Annotated in this window: 22 protein-coding genes, 1 other RNA gene and 1 other annotated feature; of the genes, 19 read left to right on the top strand and 4 right to left on the bottom strand. The window is 46.0% G+C overall.

What is annotated here, in order from left to right:
* Nucleotides 1-50: 50 nt before the first annotated feature.
* Entirely contained in the window at nucleotides 51-2,240 is a 2,190-nt protein-coding gene (locus tag AS034_RS06160; protein WP_058297864.1) for a RelA/SpoT family protein, read from the top strand.
* A 12-nt stretch (nucleotides 2,241-2,252) separates the two neighbouring features.
* A complete protein-coding gene (gene dtd, locus AS034_RS06155) occupies nucleotides 2,253-2,693 on the top strand; it encodes a D-aminoacyl-tRNA deacylase (protein ID WP_058297863.1) in 441 nt (146 codons plus the stop codon).
* A gap of 344 nt (nucleotides 2,694-3,037) precedes the next feature.
* Here the strand turns inward: dtd and AS034_RS06150 are convergent, their stop codons facing one another.
* Nucleotides 3,038-4,573: an N-acetylmuramoyl-L-alanine amidase family protein gene (locus tag AS034_RS06150; RefSeq protein WP_074439980.1), complete on the bottom strand. Its 1,536-nt coding sequence runs from the start codon at nucleotides 4,571-4,573 to the stop codon at nucleotides 3,038-3,040.
* 184 nt (nucleotides 4,574-4,757) lie between these two features.
* On the opposite strand from AS034_RS06150, the gene AS034_RS06145 reads away from it, so the two are divergent.
* From AS034_RS06145 to AS034_RS06130, 5 genes are all read left to right on the top strand, one after another.
* Nucleotides 4,758-4,934, top strand: coding sequence for a hypothetical protein (locus AS034_RS06145; RefSeq protein WP_032087525.1), 177 nt, complete (start codon nucleotides 4,758-4,760; stop codon nucleotides 4,932-4,934).
* A gap of 72 nt (nucleotides 4,935-5,006) precedes the next feature.
* Nucleotides 5,007-5,236: a binding site (T-box leader), on the top strand.
* Nucleotides 5,237-5,305: 69 nt separating this feature from the next.
* Nucleotides 5,306-6,577: a histidine--tRNA ligase gene (gene hisS, locus AS034_RS06140; RefSeq protein ID WP_058297861.1), complete on the top strand. Its 1,272-nt coding sequence runs from the start codon at nucleotides 5,306-5,308 to the stop codon at nucleotides 6,575-6,577.
* 34 nt (nucleotides 6,578-6,611) lie between these two features.
* On the top strand, nucleotides 6,612-8,384 hold the full coding sequence (gene aspS / locus AS034_RS06135) for an aspartate--tRNA ligase (RefSeq protein ID WP_058297860.1): 1,773 nt from the start codon (nucleotides 6,612-6,614) through the stop codon (nucleotides 8,382-8,384).
* 62 nt (nucleotides 8,385-8,446) lie between these two features.
* Nucleotides 8,447-8,634: non-coding RNA, 6S RNA (gene ssrS, locus AS034_RS22285), on the top strand.
* 503 nt (nucleotides 8,635-9,137) lie between these two features.
* On the top strand, nucleotides 9,138-9,902 hold the full coding sequence (locus AS034_RS06130) for a tRNA threonylcarbamoyladenosine dehydratase (protein WP_058297859.1): 765 nt from the start codon (nucleotides 9,138-9,140) through the stop codon (nucleotides 9,900-9,902).
* 428 nt (nucleotides 9,903-10,330) lie between these two features.
* Here the strand turns inward: AS034_RS06130 and AS034_RS06125 are convergent, their stop codons facing one another.
* Nucleotides 10,331-10,765 carry a hypothetical protein gene (locus AS034_RS06125; protein WP_058297858.1) on the bottom strand — a complete coding sequence of 145 codons (435 nt, stop codon included), beginning with the start codon at nucleotides 10,763-10,765 and terminating at the stop codon, nucleotides 10,331-10,333.
* Nucleotides 10,766-10,911: 146 nt separating this feature from the next.
* On the opposite strand from AS034_RS06125, the gene AS034_RS06120 reads away from it, so the two are divergent.
* Genes AS034_RS06120 through AS034_RS06100 form a run of 5 tightly spaced genes read left to right on the top strand, consistent with a single transcriptional unit; the run spans nucleotide 10,912 to nucleotide 14,633 of the window.
* Nucleotides 10,912-11,691, top strand: coding sequence for a hypothetical protein (locus AS034_RS06120; RefSeq protein WP_058297857.1), 780 nt, complete (start codon nucleotides 10,912-10,914; stop codon nucleotides 11,689-11,691).
* 3 nt (nucleotides 11,692-11,694) lie between these two features.
* Nucleotides 11,695-12,060, top strand: coding sequence for a GntR family transcriptional regulator (locus AS034_RS06115; RefSeq protein WP_032087531.1), 366 nt, complete (start codon nucleotides 11,695-11,697; stop codon nucleotides 12,058-12,060).
* Nucleotides 12,061-12,062: 2 nt separating this feature from the next.
* Nucleotides 12,063-12,770, top strand: a complete 708-nt coding sequence (locus AS034_RS06110; RefSeq protein ID WP_058297856.1) for an ABC transporter ATP-binding protein — start codon at nucleotides 12,063-12,065, stop codon at nucleotides 12,768-12,770.
* Nucleotides 12,767-13,693 carry an ABC transporter ATP-binding protein gene (locus tag AS034_RS06105; RefSeq protein WP_058297855.1) on the top strand — a complete coding sequence of 309 codons (927 nt, stop codon included), beginning with the start codon at nucleotides 12,767-12,769 and terminating at the stop codon, nucleotides 13,691-13,693. The genes AS034_RS06110 and AS034_RS06105 overlap by 4 nt, the downstream gene beginning before the upstream one ends.
* Nucleotides 13,686-14,633 carry an ABC transporter permease gene (locus tag AS034_RS06100; protein ID WP_032087534.1) on the top strand — a complete coding sequence of 316 codons (948 nt, stop codon included), beginning with the start codon at nucleotides 13,686-13,688 and terminating at the stop codon, nucleotides 14,631-14,633. Before AS034_RS06105 ends, AS034_RS06100 begins: the two co-directional genes overlap by 8 nt.
* 83 nt (nucleotides 14,634-14,716) lie before the next feature.
* Here AS034_RS06100 and AS034_RS06095 read toward each other — a convergent pair whose 3' ends face one another.
* Both AS034_RS06095 and AS034_RS06090 read right to left on the bottom strand, forming a co-directional pair.
* A complete protein-coding gene (locus tag AS034_RS06095) occupies nucleotides 14,717-15,436 on the bottom strand; it encodes a hypothetical protein (RefSeq protein WP_058297854.1) in 720 nt (239 codons plus the stop codon).
* Between the two features lie 96 nt (nucleotides 15,437-15,532).
* Nucleotides 15,533-16,807 carry a replication-associated recombination protein A gene (locus AS034_RS06090; RefSeq protein WP_032087535.1) on the bottom strand — a complete coding sequence of 425 codons (1,275 nt, stop codon included), beginning with the start codon at nucleotides 16,805-16,807 and terminating at the stop codon, nucleotides 15,533-15,535.
* Between the two features lie 211 nt (nucleotides 16,808-17,018).
* Between AS034_RS06090 and cymR the strand changes: the two genes are divergently transcribed.
* The 7 genes from cymR (at nucleotide 17,019) to bioB (ending at nucleotide 24,791) form a co-directional block, all read left to right on the top strand.
* Nucleotides 17,019-17,438: a cysteine metabolism transcriptional regulator CymR gene (gene cymR / locus AS034_RS06085; RefSeq protein WP_032087536.1), complete on the top strand. Its 420-nt coding sequence runs from the start codon at nucleotides 17,019-17,021 to the stop codon at nucleotides 17,436-17,438.
* A 13-nt stretch (nucleotides 17,439-17,451) separates the two neighbouring features.
* Complete coding sequence (locus AS034_RS06080) at nucleotides 17,452-18,594, top strand: cysteine desulfurase family protein (RefSeq protein WP_032087537.1); 1,143 nt, start codon at nucleotides 17,452-17,454, stop codon at nucleotides 18,592-18,594.
* Nucleotides 18,595-18,641: 47 nt separating this feature from the next.
* Nucleotides 18,642-19,757: a tRNA 2-thiouridine(34) synthase MnmA gene (gene mnmA / locus AS034_RS06075; RefSeq protein WP_058297853.1), complete on the top strand. Its 1,116-nt coding sequence runs from the start codon at nucleotides 18,642-18,644 to the stop codon at nucleotides 19,755-19,757.
* A gap of 172 nt (nucleotides 19,758-19,929) precedes the next feature.
* On the top strand, nucleotides 19,930-20,592 hold the full coding sequence (locus tag AS034_RS06070; protein ID WP_058297852.1) for a tetratricopeptide repeat protein: 663 nt from the start codon (nucleotides 19,930-19,932) through the stop codon (nucleotides 20,590-20,592).
* An 18-nt stretch (nucleotides 20,593-20,610) separates the two neighbouring features.
* Nucleotides 20,611-23,004: an SF1B family DNA helicase RecD2 gene (gene recD2, locus AS034_RS06065; protein ID WP_058297851.1), complete on the top strand. Its 2,394-nt coding sequence runs from the start codon at nucleotides 20,611-20,613 to the stop codon at nucleotides 23,002-23,004.
* A 163-nt stretch (nucleotides 23,005-23,167) separates the two neighbouring features.
* Nucleotides 23,168-23,764: a biotin transporter BioY gene (locus AS034_RS06060; RefSeq protein ID WP_058297850.1), complete on the top strand. Its 597-nt coding sequence runs from the start codon at nucleotides 23,168-23,170 to the stop codon at nucleotides 23,762-23,764.
* Nucleotides 23,765-23,786: 22 nt separating this feature from the next.
* A complete protein-coding gene (gene bioB / locus AS034_RS06055; protein ID WP_058297849.1) occupies nucleotides 23,787-24,791 on the top strand; it encodes a biotin synthase BioB in 1,005 nt (334 codons plus the stop codon).
* Nucleotides 24,792-24,842 lie beyond the last annotated feature (51 nt).

Raw genomic sequence — 24,842 nt, 5'->3', positions numbered from 1 at the left:
TAAATTTGAAACAGCACTGAAAATCTTTAAATACAAAGGTGATTTTGATCATGTCCAAAGATCAAGTACTAACCCCTGAACAGGTTATCGATAGAACAAAAGAATATCTGAATGATGAGCACGTGCTAATGGTACAGAAAGCATACGAATTTGCCAAAGAAGCTCATAAGGAACAATACCGCAAATCCGGCGAACCCTATATCATCCATCCCATTCAAGTCGCAGGCATCCTTGCAGACCTTGAGATGGATCCATCGACTGTCGCAGCCGGGTTTCTTCATGATGTGGTTGAGGATACCGACATCTCCCTGGAAGAAATCGAAGAAGCATTCAATGGAGAAGTCGCCATGCTCGTGGACGGGGTTACCAAGCTGGGTAAGATCAAATACAAGTCAAAAGAAGAACAGCAGGCTGAAAATCACCGGAAAATGTTTGTGGCGATGGCCCAGGATATCAGAGTCATCCTGATCAAGCTTGCAGACCGCCTGCATAATATGAGAACGCTGAAGCATCTGCCTCAGGAAAAGCAGAGAAGGATCGCAAATGAGACCCTGGAAATCTTCGCACCCCTTGCCCACCGGCTCGGGATCTCGAAAATAAAATGGGAGCTCGAGGATACGTCGCTGAGATATCTTAACCCGCAGCAATACTACCGGATCGTCAATCTGATGAAGAAAAAGCGTGCCGAGCGTGAAGAATACTTGGATGACGTTGTTAATGAAGTCAAAGACCGCATGGGGGATGTGCAGATCGAAGCGGAAATTTCCGGACGTCCCAAGCATATATACAGCATTTATCGGAAGATGGCCCTTCAGAATAAACAGTTCAATGAAATTTACGATCTGCTTGCCGTCAGGATCGTAGTTGACAGCATAAAGGATTGTTACGCTGTGCTCGGCATCATCCATACATGCTGGAAGCCGATGCCCGGCAGATTCAAAGATTATATCGCCATGCCGAAACCGAATATGTACCAATCCCTTCATACGACTGTAATAGGGCCAAAGGGCGACCCTCTCGAAGTGCAGATCAGAACGCTTGAAATGCATCAGATCGCTGAATACGGTGTAGCTGCCCACTGGGCTTATAAAGAAGGTAAAAATGTGGACGATAAAGTTTCCTTTGAAAAGAAACTTTCGTGGTTCAGGGAAATCCTTGAATTCCAGAATGAATCAGCCAATGCTGAAGAATTCATGGAGTCTCTTAAAATCGACCTTTTTTCTGATATGGTGTTCGTCTTCACTCCTAAAGGAGATGTACTTGAATTACCGTCCGGATCAGTTCCAATCGATTTTTCCTACCGCATTCATTCAGAAATCGGCAACAAGACGATCGGTGCCAAGGTGAACGGGAAGATGGTCACCCTCGACTACAAGCTGAAGACGGGTGACATCGTTGAAATCCTTACCTCCAAACACTCCTATGGCCCGAGTCAGGACTGGCTGAAGCTTGCACAGACATCCCAGGCCAAAAATAAGATCAAGCAATTCTTCAAGAAGCAGCGGAGAGAAGAAAACATTGAAAAAGGCCGGGACCTTGTAGAAAAAGAAATCAAGAATCAGGATTTCGATGTAAAAGAAATATTGACCTCCGAGAATATCAAGCGAGTTTTCGAGAAGTTTAATTTCTCGAATGAAGATGATATGTATGCAGCAGTCGGCTACAACGGTATCACTGCCGCTCAGATTGCCAATCGTCTGACAGAGAAGGACCGCAGGAAACGCGAACAGGAAGATATACTCGAAGAAACAATGAAGGAATTGAGCGCCCAGCCCCCTAAAAAGAAAAAGGATGCAGGGGTCCAGGTCAAAGGAATCGATAACCTGCTCATCAGATTATCCAGATGCTGCAGCCCGGTACCGGGGGATGAGATCGTCGGCTTCATTACAAAAGGCCGCGGTGTTTCCGTACACAGGGCGGATTGTACAAATGTCCAGACCGAGGAAGTTGAACAGCGCCTCATTCCGGTATCATGGGAAGGCGACGGTCAGGACCGTAAGGAGTACAATGTCGATATCGAGATTTCAGGTTATGACAGAAGGGGTCTCCTGAACGAAGTACTTCAGGTGGTCAATGAAACGAAGACGAATATCACTGCCGTCAGCGGCAGGTCTGACAGAAATAAAATGGCAACTATCAATATGTCCATTTCAATACAGAATATTTCCCATCTTCACAGGGTAGTGGAGAGGATCAAACAAATTTCGGATGTGTATGCTGTACGCAGAATCATGAACTAGGAGGTTTCGAGCATGAAAGTCGTCCTGCAGAGAAGCAAAGAAGCCTCTGTGACTGTCGGCGGAGAAGTGGCCGGGCAGATCGAAAAGGGATTTGTCCTCCTGGTAGGAATCACCCACGGTGATACGGAAGAAGACGCCCGCTATTTAGCAGATAAAATAGTGAATCTGAGGGTGTTCGAGGATGAATCCGGAAAGATGAATCACTCCTTGCTGGATGTTGAGGGGGAGATCCTTTCCATTTCACAATTCACATTATACGGGGACTGCCGTAAAGGCAGAAGGCCGAACTTCATGGAAGCGGCAAAACCCGATCATGCCCTCCCGCTTTATGAATATTTCAACAAAGTGCTGAAAGAAAACGATGTAAAGGTCGAAACCGGGGTTTTCGGTGAAATGATGGGTGTAAAGCTGACGAACGACGGCCCCGTCACGCTGATCCTGGAAAGTAAATAATGTTGTAAATAGAGGCTGGTATAAAAGGGGCTTAGCATTAGTAAAACCCGGATGCATTTGCGGTTTATTTGGCAAATTCATCCGGGTTTTCAGTTTAAATGTTCAACAGATATTTATTAAGTTAGTTCTTTCCAGCGGTTGATTGGAGTGCAAGACGAAGACTCCTGCGGGAAGAGTAGCTTATGTGAGACCCCGCAGGCTTGCCGAGGAGGCTCACGGGCTACCCGCGGAAAGCGAAGTCTTGCACGGAAATCAATAGCGGTGTATAAGGCAAACAATAAATTCTTCTTCAGACAGTGTTATTAAGGTTTTGTCCCTGCCTCTATTTTACTGTAAATCGCCTGTTAATCAGAAAAATAGTCATTCAAACCATGGTAGATCGCTGTCGCAGCCAGGTCCTGAAAAGATCCGGAAGTCATATTGGCTTCTTCGGCTGGATTGCTTAGGAACCCTAATTCCAATAATACAGCGGCTTGTTTGTTTTCGCGTATGACATGGTAATCGCCGATTCGGACGCCGCGGTCCCTGGAAGGCAGACGGCTTGCCAGGCTTTCATGCACATCATAAGCAAGTTCTTCTTGATAGCCCTTATTATAATAAGTCGTATGACCGGCAATGCTGCCATCATTGATACTGTCAAAATGGATAGAGATGAACGCATCAGCATTATAATAATGGGACAGAGAGACTCGGGAAGGAAGTGACACATATTCATCACTTTTCCTTGTAATGACGACTTCTGCACCCGCTTGATCCAGCTTATCGGCAAGAAGCTTGCCTGTCTTCATCGTTATCAGTTTTTCAAGTGTCCCCCTGGTACCGATTGTCCCGCTGTCACGCCCGCCGTGACCAGGGTCGATCACGATGAGCTTCCCGCTGATCCCTCCACTTGATTTTCTGGGTGGGGAGGTCTCTTCTCCGCTGGCTGTGCGTAATGAAACGATCCATCCTGCCACAAAAGCAGCGCTGCCATCATCTAATCGGATTTCATACCAGTCACCTGACTTGCCTGTTACAGTGAACGTTTCTCCACTGTCTGCCCGTTTGACTACCCGGGACTGAACATCGGCACTGCTCCTGATATTTGTTCCGTCATGAAGGATGGTCAATTTTTCAAAGTTTCCCTGAGCAGGGGAAGTGGATTCCTTCTTTACACTTTCACCGGTTGCTTCTGCAAACCAGCTGGCTATCCAGCCTGAACTGCCGTCAGCAAACTGGATCTCATACCAATTATTTTTTTCATTCAGGATGGCATATTGCTCACCTTCATTTACCTTGCCTTCGATTTCCCCGTTCAAGGAAGGTTCACTTCTTACGTTCAGGGAGTTTGCGCTGATTGTGGCAAAGGAGTTGGCAGAAGAAGGGGAAACGGACTCCTCTGTTTCATCTGATTCTCCTGTAAGGGTGACATAATCCTCATGGACCCACCCCTCTGCATTGCCGGACTGCACAGACAGCCATCTGCCGTCTGCTTTCGATACTGTCACTTCGTCGCCTTTATTCAGGACTGTGACGACAGAATCGGAAGTGCTCGGCCCTTTGCGTAACCGAAGACCATTCGTATTAACGGTCCCCTGCTGTCCGGGTTCATCCAACGACTCTCCAGTTTCACGGATGACAAGCCAGTTGGCGACCCATCCATCCCCGCTTCCGGTCGTAATCTTGTACCAGTCGCCTTTCGTCTCGACAATGCTGAACTCTTGATCCCTATGTACTTGAGTCAAGACTGGATAACTGAGGCCGGGCCCTGTACGGACATTAAGCGTCGCAGTACCGATTGAGACCTCTCCTCCAACTGCTTGTACTTCTGCTGGCAGCTGGATGGGGATTGTCAATAATAAAACAAGGATGATTGCTGTAATTCTTTTAATTTTTTTCACCGCCTTCTGTTGATTTTCCTTACTCACTTTTTATCGGAGTCTGCAAAGGAACTTTTATTGCACCCCGATAAAAAAATGCCATTACCGTTTTAATACGATAAAAAAATTAAAATTCCTTCAAAACGAAAGAAAATTGGGTATTTGGAAATGATAGTAGATATGAATAGGTGAAAGGATGGTCTGCATGAGGTCGAGTGATAAACATTTTATGAGTTCAAACGGTGAGAACCAGTTATTCGGTTTGGATTTTCATCATTTTGTAGAACGGGAGAAAGATGCGGTCAATGTCGAACTTGCATCTGAATTCGGGCTTTCATTGAGGGAAGTTAAGTTATTGAAAAAGAAAATGGAAAGATCCTGATAAATATTTTTGTTCATCCTCTTGACATGAACTTATGCCATACGTATCATTATAGAAATAAAATAACATTTTATAAAACCGATGATCGAGAATAGTAACTGAGAGAACCACTTGGATAAGAGAGGAAATGCCGCGGCTGAAAGCATTCTGCAAAGTGCCTTAGTGAATGAACACTCGGGAAGGTTTCGCTCTGAACGACTACTAGTAGGAGATGAACGTACCAGGCGTTAACTGGCTCAAGTGGAGGTCTTTTCAGGCCTCAATTAGGGTGGCACCACGGGATAACAGCTCTCGTCCCTTGTTATTTATGACAAGGGATCGAGGGCTTTTTTTATTTACATAAATTAGTTTGTTCTAAGGAGGAATTCAACGTGTCCATTCAAATACCTAGAGGTACCCAGGATATATTGCCCGGGGATGTGGAGAAGTGGCAGTATGTAGAGGAAACGGCAAAAAAACTATGCCATGCCTATCAATATAAAGAAATCCGCACACCGATCTTTGAATCAAGCGAATTATTTACAAGGGGTGTCGGTGATACAACGGATATCGTCCAGAAGGAAATGTATATGTTTGAAGACAGGGGAGGAAGAAGCCTTGCACTCCGTCCTGAAGGAACGGCATCAGTAGTAAGGTCGTTTGTGGGCAATAAGATGTACGGGAATCCGGGTCAGCCTGTGAAACTGTACTATTCCGGCCCGATGTTCAGGTATGAGCGTCCGCAGGCAGGCCGCTACCGCCAGTTCGTTCAATTCGGTGTCGAAGCACTCGGGAGTGAAGATCCGGCAATCGATGCGGAGGTGCTCTCGCTTGCAATGAGCATCTATAAGGAATTGGGATTGAAACAGTTGAAGCTGGTCATCAACAGTCTAGGGGATGCCGGAAGCAGGAATGCACACAGGGAAGCTCTCATCAACCACTTTAAGCCAAGGATCGATGAATTCTGCGGCGATTGTCAAAACCGTTTGGAGAAAAATCCATTGAGGATATTGGATTGCAAAAAAGACCGTGACCATGAATTGATGGCAACGGCTCCGTCCATCCTCGAATACTTGAATGATGAGTCAAGGGACTATTTTGAAAAAGTCCAGCGTTACCTTAAAGATATGGATGTAGAATTCGAAGTGGATCCAACGCTCGTAAGGGGACTCGACTACTATAATCACACAGCATTTGAAATCATGAGTAATGCGGAGGGCTTCGGAGCGATCACGACGCTTTGCGGAGGCGGACGCTATAACGGTCTTGTCGAAGAAATCGGCGGCCCTGAAACGCCTGGAATCGGATTTGCATTCAGTATTGAAAGACTGCTTGCGGCACTGGAGGCTGAAGGAGTCGGCCTGCCGATCAATGAGGGGATCGATCTGTTCATCGTTGCGCTTGGCGAAGAAGCCAAGGATTATGCTGTAAAGCTTCTTCACACTGTAAGAAAAGAAGGTATTTCTTCCGAGAAGGATTATCTTGACCGGAAGCTGAAAGCCCAGTTCAAAGCAGCGGACAGAAGCCAGGCCAAATATGTGGCAGTGATCGGCGACGATGAGCTGAAAGAAAATAAAATCAATCTGAAAGACATGACAACTGGGGAGCAGGAAGAAATCGCCCTAGAACAATTTGTTGAAACGGTTAAAGGAAAATTATCCTAAATAAATGCAGGAATTCATCAAGGAGGAGAACAAAATGTCAAAAAGAACAGCATACTGCGGTGAAATAACAGAAGAATTCATTGGCAAAAAAGTGACAATCAAGGGATGGGTCCAGAAAAGAAGGGACCTCGGCGGATTGATTTTCATCGACCTCAGGGACAGGGAAGGAATCGTACAGGCTGTATTCAATCCAGATCACTCGGCAGAAGCGCTGAATCTTGCCGAGAAGATCCGGAATGAATATGTGCTGAGCATTACCGGTACGGTTGTCGAAAGAGGGGAAGGTACGGTCAACCCCAACCTGAAGACAGGGAAAGTAGAAATCCAGGTTGATAAAGTGGACATCATCAATGAAGCAAAGACGCCTCCATTTATGATTGACGACCAAATGGAAGTGTCCGAAGATGTCCGTCTGAAATACCGTTATATCGACCTTCGCCGTTCTGTCATGGCTGATACATTTAAAATGCGACACAATGTGACGTCTTCTTTCCGCTCATTCTTGAACGACAATGGATTCCTGGATGTCGAAACGCCGATCTTGACAAAGAGCACTCCAGAAGGGGCACGTGATTATTTGGTGCCGAGCCGCGTGCATCCCGGTGAATTCTACGCGCTGCCGCAATCCCCTCAGATTTTCAAGCAGCTGCTGATGGTTTCAGGCTTTGACCGTTATTATCAGATTGCACGCTGTTTCCGTGATGAGGATCTCCGCGCAGACCGCCAGCCGGAATTCACCCAGATCGATATGGAAATGAGCTTCATGGACAAAGAGGAAATCATGGCGCTTGTCGAAGAGATGATGAAAAAGCTCATGAATGATGCTAAGGGCTTGACGGTCGAAACACCGTTCCCGCGCATGACATACGATGATGCCATGAATCGTTATGGTTCGGATAAACCTGATACCCGCTTCGCGATGGAGCTTGTCGACGTGTCTGAAATCGTGAAGGATTCAGGATTCAAAGTCTTCTCTGGAGCAGTCGGTTCAGGCGGTCAGGTGAAACTGATTAATGTCAAAGGAGCTGCTTCAAAGTATTCCCGTAAAGATATTGACGGATTGACTGAATTCGTTTCACGTTATGGAGCGAAGGGACTTGCCTGGCTGAAAGTTGAGGAGGAAGGTTTGAAAGGGCCAATTTCAAAATTCGTTTCAGAAGAAGATGCTTCCCAAATCTCTGCTGCTTCAGAGGCTGAAACGGGTGACCTGCTTCTATTCGTGGCAGATAAAAAATCTGTTGTAGCAGATGCATTGGGAGCCCTTCGCTTGAAATTAGGAAAAGAACTTGAATTGATTGATGAGAGTAAATTCAATTTCCTTTGGGTGACAGACTGGCCGCTTCTTGAATTCGATGAGGAAGAAAATCGTTACTATGCAGCGCATCACCCGTTTACGATGCCTGTGCGCGAAGACCTTGAAAAATTCGATTCAAACCCTGCCGATGTCCGTGCAGAAGCATATGACCTTGTGTTGAATGGATATGAACTCGGAGGAGGATCCCTCCGTATCTACGAACGCGACATCCAGGAGAAGATGTTCAAAGTACTTGGATTCTCAAAAGAAGAAGCCCAGGAGCAGTTCGGATTCTTGTTGGAAGCATTTGAATACGGGACGCCTCCTCACGGCGGGATCGCACTCGGCCTCGATCGTCTGGTCATGCTACTTGCAGGACGCACCAACTTGCGTGATACCATCGCCTTCCCTAAGACGGCAAGCGCAAGCTGCATGCTGACGGAAGCGCCGGGCGGAGTCAGTGAAGCTCAATTGAAGGAACTATCATTATCACTTGATTTGAAGAATGAGTAAAAGTTCCTAAGGGCCATTCATTGAAAATTCAAACTTCTTATGATATGATTTAAACAATCAAACGAGTCCTGATGTGTACGACGTTAACCCTGATAGTTTTGACCGAACAATTAAAACTTTGGGAGCTTGTCGTTTCTGTTACGCGTTCATGCCTCTTTCAGTGGACTTACAACTAACAGAGCAAAGCACCCACCTGCCGAGAGCGGGTTCAAAACGAAGGAATCGCAGCGACGGCACAATTGGGACTCGTTTACTTCAATTGAAATGAAACATTATTTGATATAAAACCAGGCTGAAGCATTGCCTGGTTTTTTTATGTGCCCAATTGAAAGAGAAAGGTAATAATGAGAATGATGGCGGTATAGTAAGGATAGATGGGGATTTATAGTACATTCGACTTTTTAAGTTGACTCCAGCGGTTGATTGGAGTGCAAGACGAAGACTCCTATCAGAAAAGCGGAAGGGCTTTGAAGAGAGGCGTGTGGCATAAGACGAATCGGCCGTGAAGGCGTTCTTTGCCTTCTTGGTCGGTTTGGCTTATGACATGTGCCTCTAAGCCCTGTAGCTGGACAGTTACCTTGGAATTAGTTTAGAGGCTCACGGGCTGCCCGCGGAAAGCGAAGTCTTGCACGGAAATCAAAAGCGGAGATAGAAGACAAAGCTCAGAAAAGTTTTCAAGTTGATTTTCCCCCTGCTATCCTTTATTCTAATTCAGTATAAACCCAGTTGAATACTTATAATGGAGTTGATCGAATGCTACACCAGTTTTCCAGAAATGAACTAGCGATCGGAAAGGAAGGACTCGATATCCTCAAGAACAGCACCGTTGCCGTTCTTGGAATCGGCGGAGTGGGCTCTTTTGCAGCAGAGGCATTGGCGCGTTCCGGTGTCGGCCGCCTCGTGCTCGTGGATAAAGACGATGTTGATATCACAAATGTAAACCGCCAGATTCATGCACTCCTTTCCACTGTAGGAAAACCCAAAGCGGATCTGATGCGCGACCGAATCAAAGATATTAACCCCGAATGTGAAGTCATCTCATTGAAGATGTTCTATACAGAAGAAACATATGAAGAGTTCTTCAGCCATGGCTTGGACTTTGTGATTGATTCTTCCGATACGATCGTATACAAAATCCATCTTATGAAAGAATGCTTGAAAAGGGATATTCCGTTAATTTCAAGTATGGGTGCGGCAAATAAAACAGATCCGACCCGCTTCCAGATTGCCGATATCAGTAAAACGCATACGGATCCGATTGCGAAAGTCGTCCGTACTCGTTTGAAGAAAGAAGGAATCAAAAAGGGTGTGCCTGTCGTATTTTCGGATGAAAGTCCGATTGTCATCCGTGAAGATGTACGTAAGGAAGTCGGGAAGGACGATGCCAAGATCAGGAAGGCACAGATGCCGCCTTCTTCAAATGCTTTTGTTCCATCTGTGGCAGGATTGATCCAGGCAAGTTACGTTGTGAATCAGCTATTGAAAGATATCGAAATTAAACGAGTGAAAGATAAATAAGAGAAAAGAAGTTTGGACAAAACTAAAAATCCAATGTATTAAGACGAACATTTTAGAGTGAACTATAAACAACGCTAATGATTTCCGTGCAAGACTACGCTTTCCGCGGGTGACCCGTGAGCCTCCAGACATATTCCCGAGTGATTAACTGTCCAGCTACAGGGCTTAGAGACACATGTCATGAGCCAAACCGTCCAAGAAGGCAAAAAACCGCCTTTGTGGCCGATTCGTCTTATGCCACACGTCTCTCTTCAAAGCCCTTCCGCTTTTCTGATAGGAGTCATCGTCTTGCACTCCAATCAACCGCTGAATGAGCTAAGCCATAAAAGTACAATGAACAAATTAATAACCCGAACTAATTTGCCTCATCGCATTCAAATTAGTTCGGGTTTTACTTTGTCTAAATCACTTTTGTCCATGTAGGAGCTTCAATGGATGACGGGTTTGGATGAAGCCTCATTGTAATGCTCCACTTCTTTAAGGATTGAGAGCAGCTGCTGCAGCTTCTTTTGTTTTTTCAGGAGACTCTCATATCTGACCTTCAACTCTTTCTGAGCATGAAGGAGCTCCTTCTTTTCTTTCTGCAGCCTATCATTTTCCCCGGCTAGCGAATCAGGCTGCTGTATGTTTTTCAGGCATTGGATACAATCCTGCAGGGTAAGGGGAGAATCGTCTGTTGCCGGTGCTTTCTTTTTCCTGATTGAATAATAGTGATGCGAACATGTCGCCGTGGTGCGGTTTATTTTTGCAGCGACTTCCTGGAACGCCGCTTTCTTTGCAAGTCCCTTTCCTAAAAAAGAATCCACTGTTTCAATTAACAGTTTTTCCTCGGAATCTGTCCAGCCTCTCCTTGAAGAATTCATGATATTCCTCCCCGTATATGCTTTTTTATAGCTTTACACAACCCATAAAATTAATGAACCCATTTTATGTAAAAAGGATTGACTTTCAAATGTGTCATAGTGTACTATCTAACTAGAACACTAAAACACTTTAGGGAGAGTCGGATATGAGCGCATTTAAAGGACTTCTTTGGAAGGATTTTAAAACATCGAAAATATGGTTTTACGGCTGGATCGCCATTATCTTATTCATTTATGCATTGGGGCTGATACTTGGCAGGGTGACAGGCGAACCGACTGTTGTGGTTGTGTTTGTCATTATGCTCGGGATTTTCCATCTTGCCGTCATGCCGGTCATTTTATTCTCGATGCTTAGAGTGGAAGGAAAGACTCAGCTTTGGCTGCACAGTCCGCAAAGCGGTTTTAAACTGATCCTTCCCAAATTGATCATTGCTTTCATTTATTCAATCGCTTCTTTTTTACTGGTTGATATTCTGGGGGTCATCAGCCTTGCAGGCCTGCCGGATACAGTGAACTTCTTTTCCTATTGGCCATTTAAAGAAGGGATCTTATTCAATCTTGGGATCACAGCTGCAGCTATTAATTTTTCCATCTGGATATTCTTCTTTTGGACATTTTATTACGCACTCGGTAAATTCCCGGCCATCAAAAACATAAGATGGCTGTTCATATTGGGGTTTATCATTATCTATCAAAGCATAACAGCGATGCTGATGAGCTTCGGGTGGGTGCAAAAGCTTTTTGAAGCGTGGACAATCGATGTACCTGCAGGCTTTGCTTTTTCAGTAGGGCAGAAAAATGCCGATGCCGGGTTTTACAGTGAAATCATCCCGTTTCCCATCCTTCCCTTCGCGTTTGAAGGGCTTGTCATGGTCACTTTGTTCATCATTTCCTGCTGGTTATTAGACCGTAAAGTCGAGGTGTAAGGTATGACAGAAGAATATACAGCATCAAAGCCGATATACGTGCAAATAGCAGACCGCATCATCCGGGAAATCGTCAGAAAAGAGTTGCATCCGGGAGATAAGCTTCCCTCCGTCAGGGAGATGGCGATTCAGTCCGGGGTAAATCCGAATACCATTCAAAGAACGTACAGTGAATTAGAAAGGATGGACATTGTGGAGACAAGGAGAGGACAGGGGACGTTTGTGACGGAAAACGAGGAGATTCTATCGGTGCTGAACGAGAAAGTTCAAAAAGAAGTGGTGGAGCAATTCATCCGCAATATGAAAGAACTCGGTCTATCACAGAAGCAAATGATCGAAAGCCTTGAAAAGTATGGGGAGGGGGAATAGACGTGATCCGGTTTCAAGAGGTGACAAAAAAATATGGTCATGGGACGGCACTTGAAAACACCACCCTTCAGTTTGAGAAAGGGAAAATATACGGATTGCTGGGTCCTAACGGCAGTGGTAAATCAACCACTCTGAAGATGATAGCGGGTCTTGTGATTCCGACCAGCGGAATCGTAACCGTGAGCGGAGGGGCAGTAACCAGGAAGATTGCGGATAAAGTCGCTTATTTGACAGAGCTTGATATGTTCTACGAAGCGTTCACCGTTGATGGAATGATCTCCTTCTATGCTTCTCAGTTCAAAGATTTTGATAGGAAGAAAGCATATGAGCTGTCAGAATTCATGGATCTAGATAAAAATAAAAAAATTAAACATTTATCAAAGGGAAATCGTGGAAGATTGAAACTTATCCTGACCCTGTCCCGTAATACAGAGGTGCTTCTACTGGATGAACCGTTTTCGGGCCTTGATCCGATGGTCAGGGATTCGATCGTGAAGAGTCTCATCTCATACATCGACTTTGGCAATCAGACGGTCATCATCGCCACGCATGAGATCGATGAAATCGAAGCGATCCTCGATGAAGCCTATATCATCCACAATGGCAGGATCGAAGGTCATTGCGACGTGGAGAAGCTGAGGGAAGAAGAAGGATTATCAGTGCTGCAATGGTTGAAAAAAACGACTGCTGAAGGGAGTAGAGAAGAATGAATACGATTGTGAAGTTACAAAACGTTTCAAAAGTCATTAAGGGAAAAAGTATCATAGATGACCTTTCTTTTGATGTGTATGAGGGAGAAGTTTTTGGATTCCTGGGACCGAATGGAGCCGGGAAAACAACCACAATCAGAATGATTGTAGGACTCATGAGCATATCGCAGGGGGATGTTCTGATCTCCGGTAAAAGCATCAAGAAGGACTTCGAAGGGGCAATTTCATCTGTAGGGGCCATCGTAGAGAATCCGGAACTTTATAAGTTCATGTCAGGATACAAAAATCTGCAGCATTTCGCGCGGATGCAGAAAGGGATAACGGAAGAAAGAATCAAGGAAGTGGTTGAACTGGTCGGCTTGACCGATCGGATCCAAGATAAAGTCAAGACATATTCCCTTGGGATGAGACAGCGGCTCGGCCTCGCGCAGTGCCTGCTTCACAGACCAAAAATCCTGATACTGGATGAACCGACGAATGGATTGGATCCTGCCGGTATCCGTGAAATCCGGGCCTATATCCGGAAGCTGGCACAGGAAGAAGGCATGGCTGTCATCGTATCCAGTCATCTCCTCTCCGAAATGGAGATGATGTGTGACCGCATCGGGATCATTCAAAAAGGAAAGCTTGTGGACGTGCAGACAGTGCGGGATTTTGTGGACGGGAAGGAACTTGTCTATCAGTTTGAAGTGAATGATGAAGAAAAGGCACGATCGGTCATGAAGACCTTTAATCCTTCACTTGTGTTCGAAATGAAAAACAAGAAACTGCAAACGGGGATCACAAAGGAACAGGTGCCTCAGCTGGTCAAGGCATTCGTTGAACACGGCGTAGAAATATACAGCGTCATGCAGGTAGCGAAGTCACTAGAGGACAGATTCCTTGAAATCACGAATGAGAAGGGAGAAGTCTTGCATGCTTAATTTGATCAAGAACGAATGGATGAAAATCTTCAAGCGGGTCGGCACCTGGGTCATGCTCGGTATATTGATTTTGATAATCGGGGTGGTCGGAGCATTCACGAAATATGAAGATTCAAAAGTGAAAGAAACGGATAACTGGAAGCAGGAGCTCACCGCCCAGGTGGAAGGTGATAAGCAGGTTCTATCCGAAAACGGCATGGATAATTACAGCAAAGGTATGTTCGAAAAAAATATTGCTATCAACGAGTATAGAATCAAAAACGATATTGAACCCAATACAAAAGAAACGGTTTGGACATTTGTTGAAACAAATGGATTCGCAGTGACGCTCGTCGGACTGTTTGCAATCATCGTTGCCGCGGGCATTGTGGCAAGTGAATTCTCCTGGGGAACAATCAAGCTGTTGTTGATCCGCCCTATCTCACGGACAAAGATATTACTCTCAAAATATATTACGGTCATCCTGTACGGAGTGACGATGCTGGCTATTCTTTTCGCCGTCTCCTTCCTGATCGGTTTGATCCTGTTCGGAGGCACGGGCCAATCGGTTCATCTGGCGTATATCGACGGGGAAGTAGTCGAGCAGAATATGGTTGGTTACTTAATTAAGACATATCTTCTAAAATCAATTGATGTAACAATGATGGCAACGATGGCTTTCATGATTTCGACAGTATTCAGAAGTTCTTCCCTTGCCATCGGTCTATCACTATTCCTGTTATTCATGGGATCTAATGCGACAGGGTTATTGGCAATGAAATTCGACTGGGCGAAATACAGCCTGTTCGCCAACACCGATTTGACCCAATACACCGGTTTCAGTCAGCCGATGGTAAAGGGGATGACGATGGGCTTCTCGATCACTATGCTGCTGATCTATTTTGCCATCTTCCAGCTCCTTGCATTCCTTGTGTTCAGGAAGCGGGATGTGGCAGCCTAGTAAGGAATATCTCTGAAGGCAGCCCGACAGCTTTCTCAACAATTTTACTGCAAAAAGACGGTCTCCATGAGGACCGTCTTTTATTATGAGTACTTATAAAGTTCAGAGAAATTCAGTCTTGTTGTCTGATTAAGCAGATATGCAGATTTAGTCGCGTTTACCTTTCTCAGGGTATTGAGTGCTTCAATCATCTTATCATGTGTGACGATCCCGATGCCGTGCCCGAAATATTGGTCAGGCCCCAGGTAAACGGCGTTTTCACCCATCCAGATGGGATCTCCGTAATCCGGATTATAAAAGTAATGTACATCTCCAGGTATGTTGTCTACTCCTTCATATGTCTCCATGTGCATGGCATCATTGTAATTATGTCCCCAAATGAGCATGGGGGAATAAAGACGGTCGAAATATTCAGGCCGTATCGTATCAAGGATGGATTTATAGTAAAGCAGGACAACTGTAGTCACACATTCGAAACTGTACAAATACGGATTTTCGAATACGTCCCTGATTGCAGCTGATGGCCGCTTGCCCGGCCGCAGGCGGTACCCGCTCATGGTTTTGATCCAGTAGTAAGGATTGAAGGATGATGACGCAAAGGCAGAAAACGTCGCAGCACTGTTGTTCAGCCATCTGCTGTTTTCTATGATTCGGTCCCTCATCTTCACTTCGAAAGAGAGTTCTTTAAGGTCATTGTATTCATAGCGTATTTTGCTTTTTTCAAGGGCATTCAGAATCAGTGGTGCTGAAGCGGGCAGCCCTTTCAGATTGGTTGTGGAAGAGCCGTCTTTCAGAATGATCATCGGCATGACCTCCGCGGACTTTTTATCAGTGTATGTGACATCAGCCCGATGGTGTCAAAAGAGCCAGACCCCATAAAAAGGTCTGGCTCACATTCACTATTTCATCTGTTTATTGATTTTCTCGTAAACTCCTGCGATGGCCTGCTCGAATTTTCCGGTCGATTTAGGGGTATAGTAGCGTGCGTTTTTCAACCGGTCCGGCAGGTAGGTTTGCGGGACCCATCCTGAATCATAGTCATGAGGATATTTATATTCGATTCCTCTTCCCAGTTCACTGGCCCCTTTATAGTGGGCGTCTTTCAGATGATCCGGGACTTCCCCGCTTTTCCCTTTACGGATATCAGAAAGAGCCCCGTCGATTGCAAGAATGGCGGAATTCGATTTCGGCGACAGGCAGAGTTCGATGATGGCATTGGCAAGCGGGATCCGTGCTTCCGGAAATCCGATTTTTTCAGCCGTTTCGACAGCCGCAAGCGTCCTGGTCCCTGCTGATGGATTGGCAAGGCCGATATCCTCATAGGCAATGACGAGCAGCCGGCGGGCGATGCTCGGCAGATCGCCGGCTTCGACGAGTCTTCCTAAATAATGGAGTGCGGCATTCACATCGCTTCCCCGTATCGATTTCTGAAAAGCGCTTAATACGTCATAATGCGCATCGCCGTCTTTATCATGGGAAAAGCTTTTCTTCTGAAGGCATTCCTCTGCGATGCCGACGTCGATGTGAATCACACCGTCCGTGTCGGGAGAAGTGGATAAGACCGAAAGTTCAAGTGCGTTCAGCGAACTTCTTACATCTCCGTTGCTGCTGCTTGCGAAATGATGGACGGCTTCGTCTGATATTTCCAGGGAGTAATCCCCAAGGCCCCGCTCCTTATCCTCAACCGCCCTGTATATAGCTGTTTTCATTTCGTCTACCGAGAGCGGCTTCAATTCGAAAATCTGGCATCTGCTTCTGATGGCAGGGTTGATCGCGTGGTATGGATTGCTCGTTGTGGCACCGATCAATGTAATCATCCCATTTTCCAGGTATGGAAGCAGGAAATCCTGTTTTCCTTTATCCAGACGGTGTACCTCATCAAGAAGCAAAATGACTTTCCCTGACATCTTGGCTTCTTCCGCGACGATCTGTATATCTTTTTTATTGTTTGTGACTGCGTTCAATGTTTTGAATCTATATTTAGTGCTTCCGGCAATGGCGCTTGCAATCGAAGTCTTACCGATACCGGGGGGGCCGTATAATATCATGGAGGAAAGCTGCTTTGCTTTTACCATCCGGTCGATGATCTTTCCTTCTCCCACCAGGTGCTGCTGCCCGATGATCTCTTCGATTGTCCGCGGCCTCATCCTGAAGGCGAGGGGTTTAATAGCCATAACAAATCTCTCCAAACTAGTGTTCTTTCCATCACTTTATCACAGCGCACCCCCATTAGGAAATGATACCGCCCGGAAGCATTTATGATTGATACTTTTCACAGTGAATGAACGGATATGCTATAATAACAAAGGTTACTGATAAAAATAATAAGATATATCTAATAGAATTTAGACTAGTGATTATAAGAATTTAAGAGGTGCAGGAATAATGAAGATATCTACTAAGGGCCGGTATGGCTTGACGATTATGATTGAGTTGGCGAAGCGTCACGGGGAGGGGCCGACTTCCCTGAAAACAATTGCCCAGCAGCATGAGCTTTCGGAACATTATCTTGAGCAGCTGGTGGCACCGCTCAGGAACAGCGGACTTGTGCGAAGCATCCGCGGGGCTTATGGCGGGTATGTCCTCGGACATGAACCATCCGAAATCACGGCAGGGGATATCATCCGTATCCTCGAAGGGCCGATCAGCCCTGTTGAAGGAATAGAAGACGAAGAGCCTGCTAAACGTGAATTATGGATCCGTATCCGTGATGCAGTTAAAGATGTATTGGACAATACGACAATCGAAGATTTAGCCAGTCACTCGGATGACGGCGAATCCGACGCATACATGTTTTATATCTAGGAGGTGCCTGAAGATGGAAAGAATATACATGGACCATGCCGCTACGTCCCCGATGCATGCAGAAGTCATAGAAGAAATGACGGCTGTCATGAAAGAGACATTCGGTAACCCGTCAAGCATCCATTCTTTTGGCCGTTCGGCCCGTCATCTTGTGGATCAGGCACGGACGAAAATCGCAAGGAGCCTGAAGGCGGATTATAATGAAATCATTTTTACAAGCGGCGGAACCGAGGCTGATAATTTAGCCATCACAGGTACGGTACATGCCAACGCATCCAGAGGGAAGCATATTATCACCACTCAAATTGAACATCATGCGGTCCTTCATACATGCAGGCATTTAGAAGAACAAGGATTCGAGGTTACGTATCTCCCGGTTGATGAATCAGGCAGGATTTCATTGGGAGATCTGGAACATGCCCTCCGGCAGGATACGATCCTGGTGACGGTCATGTATGGAAATAACGAGGTTGGAACCATTCAGCCCATCAGGGAAATCGGGCAGCTCCTGAAAGATCATGATGCTTACTTCCATACAGATGCAGTGCAGGCATTCGGCTTGATGGATATCGATGTGAACGAACTTGGCGTCGATATGCTGTCGGTTTCAGGGCATAAGATCAACGGACCTAAAGGAGTCGGTTTCCTTTACTGCGGTCAAAACGTGAATCTTCAACCCGGTACATTCGGTGGCGAGCAGGAACGTAAGAGGCGTGCAGGTACGGAAAACGTACCGGCGATAGCAGGACTGGGAAAAGCCGTGGAACTCGCCCAGCAGAGCTTGGACGAGAAGAGTGCTATGTATGAAGGTTTCAAGGAATTGTTCCGTAAGACATTGATGGAAAAAAATGTTGAATTCGATGAGAACAGTTCTCTTGAGCATGGATTACCGCATGTGCTAAACTTAAGCTTTCCCGGAACGGATGTTGAATCGATGCTGATGAATCTGGATATGGCCGGCATTGCCGTATCGAGCGGTTCAGCGTGTACAGCAGGTTCGATTGAACCTTCCCACGTATTGGTTGCCATGTTCGGAAATGAATCCGGAAGGACGAGGGATTCAATCCGTTTCAGTTTTGGGCTCGGGAATACAGAAGCACAGATCGAGCAGGCTGCAACTGAAGTTGCCAAGGTGGTTGGACGATTGGTGTCCTGATTCCCTTGAAGATATAGAAAGCAAAAGGAATAAGGAGGTGGCGTATAATGAATAAGGACCCTAAGGATACAAGAGTGGTCGTCGGGATGTCCGGCGGTGTGGACTCTTCAGTTGCTGCTCTTCTTTTGAAAGAGCAAGGATACGAAGTCATCGGGATTTTCATGAAGAACTGGGATGACACGGACGAAAATGGAGTATGCACAGCGACCGAGGATTATAATGATGTCATTCGCGTATGCAATCAAATCGGAATCCCTTACTACGCTGTCAATTTTGAAAAACAATATTGGGATAAGGTATTCACCTATTTCCTTGATGAATACAAAGCCGGCAGAACGCCGAACCCCGATGTGATGTGCAACAAAGAAATCAAATTCAAGGCATTTCTTGAGCACGCGATGAAACTAGGCGCAGATTATCTTGCAACCGGGCACTATGCCCAGGTCGAATACCGCGATGGGGAATATAAGATGCTCCGCGGAGTCGATAACAATAAAGATCAAACTTACTTCCTCAATCAACTTGGGCAGGATCAGCTTGAGAAAGTCATGTTCCCGCTTGGCGGGATCGATAAGAAAAAGGTACGGGAAATTGCGAAAGAAGCAGGACTGGCGACCGCTGCCAAAAAAGACAGTACGGGAATCTGCTTTATCGGTGAAAGGAATTTCAAGGATTTCTTAAGCAATTACCTTCCTGCGCAGCCGGGCAATATGGAAACGATGGACGGCAAAGTGATGGGCAGACATGACGGATTGATGTATTATACTATCGGACAGCGTCACGGCCTTGGGATCGGCGGTGCCGGTGATCCATGGTTCGCCATCGGAAAAGACCTGGAACGTAATGTACTGTATGTTGGACAGGGATTTGAACATCCTGCATTGTATTCCGACTCCATCCTTGCTGCGGATGTGCACTGGACGTCCGACAAAGATAAACCGTCTGAATTTAAATGTACGGCTAAATTCCGCTACCGTCAGGCTGACAATTCTGTAACGGTGGTCCCACTCGATAATGGGCAGGCAAAAGTGATCTTCGATGAACCGATCCGTGCCGTAACACCGGGACAGGCCGTTGTATTTTACCATGGAGACGAATGTCTCGGCGGCGGAACGATCGATACCATCTATAAAGACGAAAAGCAACTGACCTATGTAGGCTGATGATGCCGGCGGGGTAAGAATGATAAGGACTGTGAAGAAGGGAGTTATTATTCCTTCGTCCCAGTCCTTTCTTTACGCTCTTTTCACATGTGCAAATATGGTATACTGAGAGCAATTCGAACCTGAAAATCAACTGGTTAAAATACATAATAATATGATAGAGGTGCTGAAAATGGATAAGAACTTAAAAGGAGTCGAGTTATTGCAGGAAGGAAAACTCGAGGAAGCGGTGAAACTCTTTACTGAAGCAATAGAAGAAAACCCGAAAGATCCAGTGGGATATATCAACTTCGGAAATGTCCTGTTGACCGTCGGTGACAATGAAAAAGCAAAGTCTTTCTTCGAAAGGGCGGTTTCGGTCGACGAAGATGCAGCTGCTGCGTACTATTCACTTGGTAATCTATACTTTAATGAAGAGGATTATGATTCTGCAAAGGATCAATTCGAGAAAGCTGTCCATAAAGGGATGGAAAATGCAGACGTCTACTTCATGCTTGGTTTAAGCCTTGTTAATCTGGAGCAGCCTAAATTTGCCATCCCCTACCTGCAAAGAAGTGTGGAGCTCAATGAAGAAGACATCGAAGCACGCTTCCAGCTTGGATTATGCCTTGCGCAGGCTGAAGCGTATGAGGAGTCAATCGGTCAGCTTTCAAAGGTCATTGAACAGGACCCGGGACATGCAGATGCTTACTATAATCTGGGAGTGGCATATGCAGGGTATAAGGATGATGCAGACAAGGCGCTTGAGTATTTTAATAAAGCGGTCGAGATTCAGCCCGATCATATGCTGGCAGGATACGGCATCAAGATGATCGAGAAATTGAAGAGCGAATAGTTAGGGGGTTTCTAAACCTTGAGCCAGCAGGATTCAATGAAGCTGTTTGGAGATGAAGAAACGTATATCAAGGGCAGGCATCTTGTGACGATATTTCATAATGAGGAAAATCTGTATACCGTTGTAAGGATCCGGGTGGATGAGACGAACCATTCTTATGAAGAGAAGGAAGCAGTCATCACAGGCCACTTCCCGCGCATACATGAGGAAGAGACATATGTGTTTTACGGACGCTTCCAGGAACACCCGAAATTCGGTATGCAATTTCATGCGAATCATTTCAAAAAAGAGATCCCGCAGACAATCCAGGGGGTCGTCCATTATCTATCGAGCGATCTGTTTAAAGGTATCGGTAAAAAAACAGCGGAGAAGATTGTAGAGCATATCGGAGAAAATGCCATTTCAAAAATTCTTGAAAACCCCGGGGTGCTCGATGAAGTACCTAAACTTCCCCCTGAGAAAGCAAAAAACATTTATGACACGCTGACGGAGCATCAGGGACTCGAACGTGTGATGATCGCCTTGAATGATCTTGGATTCGGTCCGCAGATTTCCATGAAGATCTATCAGGCTTACAAAGAACAGACACTGGAAATCATCCAGAAAAATCCATATAAATTGGTGGAAGACATTGAAGGGATCGGTTTCACGAGGGCTGACGAACTGGGTTCGAAAATCGGGATTTCCGGAAGTCATCCGGACAGGATAAAGGCCGGATGCCTTTATACCCTCGAACAAGTCTGCGTGAAGCAGGGGCATGTATTCCTTGAAGCAGAAGAGCTTATCACGACGGTAAAGGAACTTCTTGAGAAGAGCCAGCCGGGAAAAATCGAATATACCGAGATATCCACTCAACTCGTATCGCTCGAAGAAGAAAGCAAGGTGGCCGGAGAAGGTTCAAAGGTATATGTCCCTTCTCTGTACTTCTCCGAGAAAGGGATCGTCACGAGCATCGAGAAAATTCTATCCCAAAAGCAATATGAAGATCAATTCCCGCAATCGGAGTTCCTGCTGGCTCTGGGGGCACTTGAGGACAGGCTTGGAGTCCAGTATGCCCCGTCCCAAAGGGAAGCGATCGAAACGGCATTGATGTCCCCGATGCTCCTCTTGACAGGGGGCCCGGGTACGGGGAAGACCACGGTCATCAACGGGATCGTGGAACTTTTCGCCGATCTTCACGGATGTTCCCTGGATCCAAAGGACTATAAAGATGAACCTTTTCCTGTATTGTTGACGGCCCCAACAGGGAGGGCGGCCAAGCGCATGACTGAATCGACCGGTCTGCCGGCAATGACCATCCACAGGCTGCTCGGCTGGAATGGGCAGGAAGGCTTTCAGAGTGACGAGGAACGTGCCATAGAAGGAAAACTGTTGATTGTCGATGAAGTGTCGATGGTGGACACCTGGCTCGCCCACCAGCTCCTGAAAGCACTTCCCGATGATATTCAGGTCATTTTTGTCGGTGATGAAGATCAGCTCCCTTCGGTTGGGCCCGGGCAGGTCCTTAAGGACATGCTGGGGTCGGGGGTGATCCCCACTGTCAGACTGACGGATATTTACCGTCAGGAGGAGGGTTCATCGATCATTGAGCTTGCCCATAGTATGAAAAAAGGGCAGGTTCCTGCCGACCTGACAAAACAGCAGAAGGACCGGTCTTTCTTCCCGTGCCGGACGAATCAGATTCCGGAAGTTGTCCGTAAGGTAGTCGAAAACGCCAAGAAAAAGGGCTACACACCAAAGGATATACAGGTGCTTGCTCCCATGTACAGAGGGGCTGCGGGTATTGACAGCCTGAACAAGCTGCTTCAGGAAATTTTCAACCCCAATGATGGGACCCGGAAGGAAATAACCTTCGGGGATGTCCACTACCGGATCGGTGATAAAGTCCTGCAGCTGGTGAATCAGCCTGAGAACAATGTTTTCAACGGGGATATCGGGGAGATCGTCTCGATTTTCTATGCAAAAGAAAACACCGAAAAACAGGACATGATCATCGTTTCCTATGAGGGTACTGAAGTCACGTATACAAGGCAGGACCTGACCCAGATTACCCATGCCTACTGCTGTTCGATCCATAAATCACAGGGAAGCGAATTCCCCATCGTCATTTTACCGGTCGTAAAAAGTTATTTCCGCATGCTTCGCAGAAATCTTCTGTACACCGCGATAACAAGGAGCAAGCAATTTTTGATCCTGTGCGGTGAACTCGATGCCTTTAAACTCGGTGTGGAGAGAGAAGACGATTTTATGCGTAAGACGACACTGTCTGAAAAACTTTCCCTCATCAATGACGGAGATGGGAAAGTTGATGAAGATAAAGAAGGTCTGTCTGCGGAAGAGATCATAATGAATGAAGATCCGATGGTCGGGATGGAAGGGATTACCCCTTATGATTTCATGGAAGCTGAATAAATACTGGTTTTACAAAGGTTAACAATCGAGGGTGCCGGCCATCCTTGTTTGTTAACCTTTTTTTAGTTTTTAAGTAAACCTTTATTTAATTTAGGTTGACATTAACTCGGGGAGAACGATATTCTTAAATAGTAATTAACTTTAACGTTGGGGGAAGAGAGAAATGAACAGAAAACTTAGAACCATTGACTTAACATTGGCAGGTATGTTTGTGGCACTTATGGCTGTTGGTGCCAATATTACATCCTTCGTACCATTCCTCGTCATCGGAGGAGTCCCCATCACGCTCCAGACGTTCTTTGCCATTTTGGCCGGTGCCATATTAGGAAGCCGGATCGGGGCGATTTCCATGATTGTTTATGCGTTGGTCGGTTTGGTGGGGGTACCGGTATTCGCGCGATTTGGTGCAGGATTTTCATCGATTTTCAGCCCGACATTCGGTTTTATCCTGTCCTATATCTTAACGGCCTATATAACAGGGAAAATCATTCAAAAGCATAAAGGAATCAAGGCCTATGTGGTCGCAGCCCTGGCAGGAATGGTGTTCAACTATGTGGCAGGGACCAACTGGATGTATGCAGCATACAAGCTGTGGGCGCAAGCTCCAGATGGCTTGTCTTACGGACTCGTTTGGTCGTGGATGCTTGTCCCGCTTCCAAAGGATATCATCCTTGCTGTCTGTGCAGGGATCATGGCACACCGCCTGGAAAAAACAGTGTTGTCAAAAAGTACATTCAGAAATGTGAATCGCGCAGCATAATAATATTTGGGGGGAATATGTTATGGATCATTCATGGAAGGACCTTGCTCTTGAAGTAATTCAGGGAAAAGAGCTCAGCGACGACGAAGCGTTATCGATTCTGCAATGCCCGGACGGGGAGCTGCTTGAGCTCCTGAACGGTGCTTATCAAATCAGGAAACATTATTATGGCAATAAAGTTAAATTGAATATGATCATCAACACCAAGTCCGGCCTTTGCCCGGAAAACTGCGGATATTGTTCTCAATCGATTGTTTCAAAGGCTCCGATTGAGAAATACGCAATGGTGGACAAAGATACGATCATTAAAGGTGCTGAGAAAGCACACAAATTGAATGTAGGCACCTACTGCATCGTGGCAAGCGGACGCGGTCCGACCAATCGGGACGTTGATAAAGTGGTTTCGGCAGTAAAAGAAATCAAAGAAAACTATGACATGAAGGTATGTGCCTGCCTTGGCCTGTTGAAAGAAGACCAGGCAGAGAGACTGAAGGAAGCCGGGGTGGATCGATATAATCACAATATCAATACATCTGAAAACCATCATGAGCAAATCACGACCTCCCATACATATGAAGACCGCGTCAATACGGTTGAGATAGCAAAAAAGCAGGGGATTTCCCCGTGCTCCGGAGTCATTGTCGGGATGAAGGAAAGTCTTCAGGATGTAGTGGACATGGCACGCAGTCTCAAAGTACTGGATGCAGATTCGATTCCGGTCAATTTCCTGCATGCCATCGATGGAACGCCGCTTGAGGGTACAGATGAATTGGATCCAAGATATTGCTTGAAGGTATTATGCCTGATGAGATTCATCAATCCGACAAAGGAAATCAGGATCTCCGGCGGACGAGAAGTGAATCTCCGCAGTCTTCAGCCTCTGGGACTGTATGCAGCAAACTCCATCTTCGTAGGCGACTATCTGACAACGGCTGGCCAGCAGGAAACGGCCGATCACCAAATGCTGAAAGATCTCGGCTTCGAAATCGACTACACCAACGAAATCACCGCAGAAGAACTTGTTTAGCATATGTCTAAATGAAGGTTGGGCATAATTGAAAAAAGACTAACATATAGT

Origin of the sequence: [Bacillus] enclensis, from assembly GCF_001456935.1 — a bacterium.
GTDB lineage: Bacteria > Bacillota > Bacilli > Bacillales > Bacillaceae_B > Rossellomorea > Rossellomorea enclensis.
Note: the sequence above shows the minus strand (reverse complement) of the source record. Positions and strands in the feature narration are given on the sequence as shown.

Coding starts and splice junctions, on each gene's coding strand:
- AS034_RS06145 (WP_032087525.1), top strand. CDS start 4,758: ATGAGGTCGAGTGATAAACATTTTATGAGTTCAAACGGTGAGAACCAG.
- mnmA (WP_058297853.1), top strand. CDS start 18,642: ATGAATAAGGACCCTAAGGATACAAGAGTGGTCGTCGGGATGTCCGGC.
- AS034_RS06120 (WP_058297857.1), top strand. CDS start 10,912: ATGAGCGCATTTAAAGGACTTCTTTGGAAGGATTTTAAAACATCGAAA.
- AS034_RS06060 (WP_058297850.1), top strand. CDS start 23,168: ATGAACAGAAAACTTAGAACCATTGACTTAACATTGGCAGGTATGTTT.
- cymR (WP_032087536.1), top strand. CDS start 17,019: ATGAAGATATCTACTAAGGGCCGGTATGGCTTGACGATTATGATTGAG.
- AS034_RS06115 (WP_032087531.1), top strand. CDS start 11,695: ATGACAGAAGAATATACAGCATCAAAGCCGATATACGTGCAAATAGCA.
- AS034_RS06130 (WP_058297859.1), top strand. CDS start 9,138: ATGCTACACCAGTTTTCCAGAAATGAACTAGCGATCGGAAAGGAAGGA.
- AS034_RS06080 (WP_032087537.1), top strand. CDS start 17,452: ATGGAAAGAATATACATGGACCATGCCGCTACGTCCCCGATGCATGCA.
- aspS (WP_058297860.1), top strand. CDS start 6,612: ATGTCAAAAAGAACAGCATACTGCGGTGAAATAACAGAAGAATTCATT.
- AS034_RS06160 (WP_058297864.1), top strand. CDS start 51: ATGTCCAAAGATCAAGTACTAACCCCTGAACAGGTTATCGATAGAACA.
- bioB (WP_058297849.1), top strand. CDS start 23,787: ATGGATCATTCATGGAAGGACCTTGCTCTTGAAGTAATTCAGGGAAAA.
- AS034_RS06070 (WP_058297852.1), top strand. CDS start 19,930: ATGGATAAGAACTTAAAAGGAGTCGAGTTATTGCAGGAAGGAAAACTC.
- AS034_RS06095 (WP_058297854.1), bottom strand. CDS start 15,436: ATGATCATTCTGAAAGACGGCTCTTCCACAACCAATCTGAAAGGGCTG.
- AS034_RS06090 (WP_032087535.1), bottom strand. CDS start 16,807: ATGGCTATTAAACCCCTCGCCTTCAGGATGAGGCCGCGGACAATCGAA.
- AS034_RS06100 (WP_032087534.1), top strand. CDS start 13,686: ATGCTTAATTTGATCAAGAACGAATGGATGAAAATCTTCAAGCGGGTC.
- dtd (WP_058297863.1), top strand. CDS start 2,253: ATGAAAGTCGTCCTGCAGAGAAGCAAAGAAGCCTCTGTGACTGTCGGC.
- AS034_RS06125 (WP_058297858.1), bottom strand. CDS start 10,765: ATGAATTCTTCAAGGAGAGGCTGGACAGATTCCGAGGAAAAACTGTTA.
- AS034_RS06105 (WP_058297855.1), top strand. CDS start 12,767: ATGAATACGATTGTGAAGTTACAAAACGTTTCAAAAGTCATTAAGGGA.